Raw genomic sequence first — 6,177 nt, forward strand, 5'->3', positions numbered from 1 at the left:
GAGCATCTGCAGGCTGCCTGCCGGGTGCCGGTGACGCTCGGTTACGGTCCCCGCTATCTTCATTCAACCGGTCAGCTGCATAAAGGCGATGGTAATCACGGTGTTTTTCTGCAATTGAGCGGCGCCCGGACCGAGGATCTGCCTCTGCCCGGCCAAAATTACGGTTTCGCCACCATGATCGCCGCCCAGGCCCAGGGTGATTACCAGGCCTTGCTGAAAGCCGGTCGGCGTCTGCTCGCGCTGGACTGGGAGACCCTGTCGCCGGCCGACATTATCCGTCATCTGGAGCGGCTGGATGAAGCCGTGGCGCGGCTCGTCGGTGTAGAAAATTTTGAGGTATGATTCGACATCCACAATGAAGGAACTGATTTTGGCCGGTGATATCGGAGCGACCAAAACCAATCTCGGGCTTTTTCTTAAAGCTTCGGATCATCTGACGCAAAAGGCTTTTGTTACGTTTCCCAGCTGCGCTCGCGTCGAACTGGTCGAGCGGACCAGGGCCTTTCTGAAGCGGGAGGGAGTGCTCGGGCAGGTGCCATCGGCCTGTTTCGGGGTGGCTGGACCGCTTTGCCGGGGCCGGGTGGTCGCGACCAATCTGGGGCTGGAACTCGATGAAAGCGGTTTATGCGCGGAACTGAAAATCGCGGTCGTGCGCCTGGTCAATGATCTTTACGCCACGGCGGTGGCGCTGGCCTGGCTGCCCGCCGATCAGTTCGCGGTGCTGCAGGCGGGGGGACCGGGAGCCGGGGAGGCGGTCAGCGCGGTGCTGGCGCCGGGTACGGGTCTGGGAATGGCTTTCCTGGTGGCGGCAGGTCCGGCCTTGCCCCTGATCGTGGCTTCCGAGGGCGGACATGTCGATTTCGCCCCGCGCGACGAGGCCGAAATTGAGCTCTGGCGTTATCTGCGGGCACGTTATGGCCGGGTCAGCCGTGAACATCTGCTTTCCGGCCCCGGCCTGTTAAATATTTACCAATGGTGTCGAGAAACCTCGAACCCGGCCGTGATTTCTCCGGTCGCGGCGACTGCGGCCGCCGCCGTGGTCAGCAGCGCCGAACACGGCGACCCCGCGGCCAGGCAGGCCTTGACTCTGTTCGTCTCCCTGCTGGGCGCGGCGGCCGGAGATCTGGCCCTGACCGGCCTGGCCGGCGGCGGCGTTTATCTGGCCGGCGGCATCCCGGCTAAGATTATCAACAGTCTGCGACAGGATGGCTTTCTGCGGGCGTTTCAGGCCAAGGGGCGCATGGCGGCCTGGCTGAGCCGGGTCCCGGTGCGGGTGGTTCTCGATGAACAGGCGGCGCTGCTGGGGGCGGCCCGTCTGGCGGCGCTCGGCGGAAAAGCCGCTTGAAGATCGCCGGATGCGGGTGTTTACCGGGCTCCGGTTGGCGCCCGGAGCTCATTTTCGCAACTTCAGTCGAGCGTTTGTCCCAGATTCTTGGCGATAACCTCTTCAATGACCTCCAACATGGTCTTGCCGTCTTTGTAGGGCACCCTGAGGTTGGAGTTGATGATGTCGGAGGCGATGAATTCTGAGTCGTTGCCGATCAGAACCCAGCCTTTGCGGTTGTAGGAGAGAACCAGGTCTTTCTCGACCTGGAAACGTTTAACCTGCGGTACTTCCTGAGACATGACGGCTCCTTATGATAGTCTGATGGTAACTATTCAAACTTGGATATTCCGGGATCGGGTCCCCGGAGAATCAACAAAAATATTTCGCGGTTCAATTTGAGCGGATAAACACCGGGCCGAATGTTTACTCTGATGTTTGTGGGTTAAATCGTCACCGGTTTATCATGACGCTGATTTTTCAGTGGCTGGGCGCGGCCGCGACTTTCCGCTGTTGCGGCGACCCGGGTTGTCCGGAAAGCGTCTTATCTAATATCGTCGCGGGAAAATTTCAAGTCCTTAATCTTCCGGCGTGGGCGCAGGGCCGCGCCGAAATGCCGGAGCCGGGTGGACTTCCGGTTTGTAAAGCCGGGAAATAACCTGTATGTGTAAGATGCTGAAAGCGAGGTTGCATGCGGATTTTCACCAGCCGGGAAAACTGCCCTTTTCCCCTGCGCGCCCTGGTGCATGAATTTGCGGGCGGCGATCTTTTCGTGTTGGTCGAAGGCGGGGTTGGACATCTCGGCGCCCTGACGCTGAGCCTGCCGCGTGAAAGTCAAGGCGCGCCGGGGGAAACACGGGCTTCGACCTCGGTCCTGACCGCGCCCGGCCATCGCGATGATGAAGCGGCTCGGGAGATGAGTGATATCCTGGTGCGGGCCTTGGGGCGCAAGGTCGGAATGGTGGTCGGGATGCATTTCCCCGGGCTGAAACCCGCCGAGCTTGACTTGGTGCGGGCCGAGTGGCGATTCCTGGCTCGGGAAATCTCAACGGCCTGGCCGGTGGAGGATAACGATGGCAGCCGGGGAAATTGAAAAAAAAATTATCGTGGTCGGGGTCAGCGGCGCTTCCGGAGCCCTGTATGCCGAGCGTCTGCTGCTCGCCCTGCGGGCGGCGGACGGGGTTGAGAGCCATCTGATCGTCTCGCCGGTAGCCGCCCGGATTATTGAGCATGAATGCCGTCTGGGGTTGGCTGAGTTTCAGGCCCTGGCCGACTATTCTCATGCCGCGGACGATTTTTTCGCGGCTCCGGCCAGTGGTTCCTTTGCCGCGACCGGAATGGTGATCGCGCCCTGTTCGATGAAGCGCCTGGCCGGCATCGCCAATTCCTTCGCCGACGATTTAATGGGCCGGGCCGCCGATGTCATGCTCAAGGAGCGCCGGCGTTTGCTTCTGCTGGTGCGCGAAACCCCTCTGCACAGCGGCCATCTTGAATTGATGCTTAAAGTCAGCCGCCTGGGCGGCGTCATCATGCCGCCGGTGCCGGCGCTGTACCAAAGGCCGGCGGGCATTGTCGAAATGGCGGATCAGACCATCGGTCGGGTTATGAGTCTGTTCGGGATCGAAAATGAGCTTTATCAGGCCTGGGGACAAGGAAAATCCGGGGACATGACCTGATTCCCCAGATTTTTCCAGATTTTCCCGGGATCATGTCCCCAGATTTTTTCATCGTTATTATTTAACCTGATGCGGGAATAAATCCCGCAATCCAAAAGGGAGCCTTCACGGCCCGTACCTAAAGGTATTTCCTTTGGTCACAAATAAGTGCTCTTATCAGGCCCAGCAGAGTTGGATAAGTTTCCTCATCGGGTTATCCCCTTCGGGGATAACCCGTGAAGCACTTAACATTTTCTTGTTTTTGTTGTCTGAAAAACGTTGAAACAAACAAGAAAATAACCTGCAAACTACTAACATAAAGGAGTTGAACCAATGGGTGCAGAGGTTTCGGTGTCTCCCGGGGGAGAGGTCTTTACCTTGCCGGGGGAGCTTGATTATCAGGCGGAAAATGAGCGTCTGGTCGCGCTCGTGGCGGAACAGCGGGCCCTGGGCCGCGAAATCGTGGTGGTGCTCGGGGTCGGTTTTGTCGGAGCGGTGATGGCCGGAGTGGTGGCCGATTCGACCCGCGCGGGGGGGGCGTCAGGAAAATTTGTGATCGGCATGCAGCGGCCGTCGGTGCGTTCCTTCTGGAAAATTCATTATCTGAATCGCGGCGTGGCTCCGGTTGAGGCCGAGGACCCGGAAGTGGCGTTGATGATTGAACGCTGTGTGCGGGACAAAAAAACCCTGACCGCGACCTATTCCTATTTTGCCCTGGGCCTGGCCGATGTCGTGGTCGTCGATGTGCAGTGTGATTATCTCAAGGAATGTCTGGGAGATGTGCGTCAGGGCCGGGCCGATATCGCCGCCCTGGAGGAAAGCCTCGGCGTCATCGGCCGGCACATTCAGCCCGAATGCCTGGTTCTGATCGAAACCACGGTGCCGCCGGGCACCACCGAGTACGTTGCCTATCCGATCATCAAGCGGGCTTTCGCTAAGCGCGGGCTGCAGGCTGAGCCGATACTCGCCCATTCTTATGAACGGGTCATGCCGGGCCGGGAGTACGTCGCCTCGATTCGGGATTTCTGGCGGGTCTGCAGCGGCATCAACGCCACGGCCCGAAAGCGGGTGGTCGATTTTCTTTCCGAGGTGCTTAATGTCGGTGACTTCCCCCTGACCGTGATGGATCGGCCGATTGAAAGCGAGACCTGTAAGATCGTGGAAAACTCCTATCGGGCGACGACCCTGGCTTTTCTGCATGAGTGGAGTTTGTTTGCCGAGCGCAACGGTGTCGATCTGCCCAAGGTCGTCGCGGCGATCAAGGTGCGTCCGACCCATTCCAACATGATTTTCCCCGGTCCCGGCATCGGCGGTTATTGCCTGCCCAAGGATGGCGGTCTCGGGGTCTGGGCTTACCATACCCTGATGGGTTTTGAAGACGATATCTTTAAACTGACGCCGCTGGTGATTGATATCAACGATACCCGGGCCCTGCATGTGGCCGGACTCGTGCGGGACGGTCTGCGTAATCAGGGTAAGATCGTGGCCGCCTCGCGGGTGCTGGTTCTGGGGGCTTCCTACCGTGAGGATGTCGGGGATACGCGCTACAGCGGTTCGGAACTGATTGTGCGTAAATTGACCGAAATGGGAGCGGAAGTGTTGGTCCATGATCCCTACGTCAAGCATTGGTGGGAACTGGAAAAACAGGAGAGCTATCCGGCGCCGGGACATTCCTGGTCCCGTTTTTTCCGTAATCAGGAAGAATTGACCCATCTTCGCGTCAGCAATGATCTGGAATCGAGCCTGGTCGGGGTCGACGCCGTGGTTCTGGCCGTCCGGCATGAAGCCTATAAAACCCTTACCAGCGGCTGGCTGGTGCAAAAAGTTGGCGCGCCGCTGTTGCTCGTGGACTGTTTCGCGATGCTTTCCGACGCGCAGATCAAAGAGTATTTTCGTCTCGGCTGCGAGGTCAAGGGCCTGGGCCGGGGGCATGTGAAACGCCTCAAGGAAGAAGTGCAGTCGGCCGGCTGAATTCCTTTTCGGCCGATCGCGGTCGGCCATCAGAGACTGAGGGTCTTTCGGCTGAATTTTTCCCGCTGTTTAAGATAGTGTTCCCGATTGTCGAGCTCGGTGGAGCCCAGAATCTCTTCTTCTAAAGCGATCGCGGTCGCGGCGTCGCCCCGGCGCCAGTAGGCTTCGGCCAGGGTGTCGAGAATGTGCGGCGCGGGCCGCAGGGCGGCCGCCTTGGCGGCCAGAAGAAAGGCCCGGTCATAGTCGCGTAAACCGCTGTCGGCGATGGTCAGCAGCAGCCAGGCCAGATTATTGATGGTTTCCGGATCATTCGGGTCGAGCTGATGGGCCTGTTCCAGGGCTTGCAGGGCCGGTATTTCCTTTTGTCGTTCAAGATGGATGGAGCTTAGAGCCAGCCAGAGACGGGCGTTATCGGGTTTCTCGCGCAGCAATTGCTCGACGCGCCGGGTCAGGTAGCGATAATGAAGCTTGTCGGTCGCCCCGGTATTCTGCCAGTGAAGGCCAGGAATGATCAACAGCAGGAAACTGATCAGGTAGAGGGACAGGGCTTTTTGCAGGCGCCGATGATGGCGCCGGGCCAGTTGTGGATCAATCTGAGCGGCGCGCAGGAACTCCAGGCGCTGGGGAATGTTGAAATGGTGCCAGTTGGGTTTTTCTCCGGCGGAGCCGAGCAGATAGCCCAGCTTCTCGAAAGCCGTGATCAGGGCCGGCGTCAGCTTTGGTGGATCGAGGCTGGCGAGATCGGCCTGGCGCTCGAAATTACGCAGAAACCAGCCGAAGAAATAGCGAAAAAAGACCAGGTGAAGCAGCAGCAGCGGCACGATTTCCAGCAGGGAAAGCAGTATCCCCTGAGCGTTGCCGCTGTTTTCGAGCCAGGTCGGGATCGGGTCCGTGGTCAGCAGCCAGGCCTGGGCAAGATCAAAATAGAGATAGTTGAAAAGGAAGAAGCTTACGAAAAAGAGCAGAAAAAAGAGCAGGTGGCGATAGCGGACATGGCCGAGCTCATGACTCATCACGGCCAGAACCTCTTCTCCGTCAAGCAGGCGCAGCAGATCGGGAGTAATCAGGAGGTAGCGGCTCCAGGGAAAGGCGCCGACCACGGCTGCGGTCGCCATGCGCCCTTCGAAAGGCGGCCAGAGCATGATTTCCCGCCAGCCTACCCGCTGCCGGCGGCAGAGTTCGATGATGGCCCGGCGCAAAGGGGAATCGGGCAGTTTCCGGCAGCCC

The 6,177-nt window shown here is 59.2% G+C and carries 6 protein-coding genes; 4 read left to right on the plus strand and 2 right to left on the minus strand.

The annotated features are described in order from the left end of the window. Window positions 1–355 precede the first annotated feature (355 nt). On the plus strand, window positions 356–1,345 hold the full coding sequence (glk, locus tag ENN66_10830; GenBank protein HDS17075.1) for a glucokinase: 990 nt from the start codon (window positions 356–358) through the stop codon (window positions 1,343–1,345). Window positions 1,346–1,407: 62 nt separating this feature from the next. Here the strand turns inward: glk and ENN66_10835 are convergent, their stop codons facing one another. Then, window positions 1,408–1,626 (minus strand): hypothetical protein, encoded by a 219-nt coding sequence (locus ENN66_10835; protein ID HDS17076.1) that lies wholly within the window; start codon window positions 1,624–1,626, stop codon window positions 1,408–1,410. A 389-nt stretch (window positions 1,627–2,015) separates the two neighbouring features. On the opposite strand from ENN66_10835, the gene ENN66_10840 reads away from it, so the two are divergent. The 3 genes from ENN66_10840 (at window position 2,016) to ENN66_10850 (ending at window position 4,950) form a co-directional block, all read left to right on the plus strand. Then, entirely contained in the window at window positions 2,016–2,417 is a 402-nt protein-coding gene (locus ENN66_10840) for a hypothetical protein (GenBank protein ID HDS17077.1), read from the plus strand. Then, window positions 2,398–3,000, plus strand: coding sequence for a UbiX family flavin prenyltransferase (locus ENN66_10845; protein HDS17078.1), 603 nt, complete (start codon window positions 2,398–2,400; stop codon window positions 2,998–3,000). Before ENN66_10840 ends, ENN66_10845 begins: the two co-directional genes overlap by 20 nt. A gap of 312 nt (window positions 3,001–3,312) precedes the next feature. Next, entirely contained in the window at window positions 3,313–4,950 is a 1,638-nt protein-coding gene (locus ENN66_10850) for a GDP-mannose dehydrogenase (protein HDS17079.1), read from the plus strand. A gap of 29 nt (window positions 4,951–4,979) precedes the next feature. Here ENN66_10850 and ENN66_10855 read toward each other — a convergent pair. Next, window positions 4,980–6,177, minus strand: a 1,198-nt coding sequence (locus ENN66_10855; protein ID HDS17080.1) for a peptidase M48, incomplete at its 5' end; no start/stop codon positions are given.

It is taken from the genome of Pseudomonadota bacterium, assembly GCA_011049115.1.
Classification (GTDB): Bacteria; Desulfobacterota; Anaeroferrophillalia; order Anaeroferrophillales; family Tharpellaceae; genus DSCM01.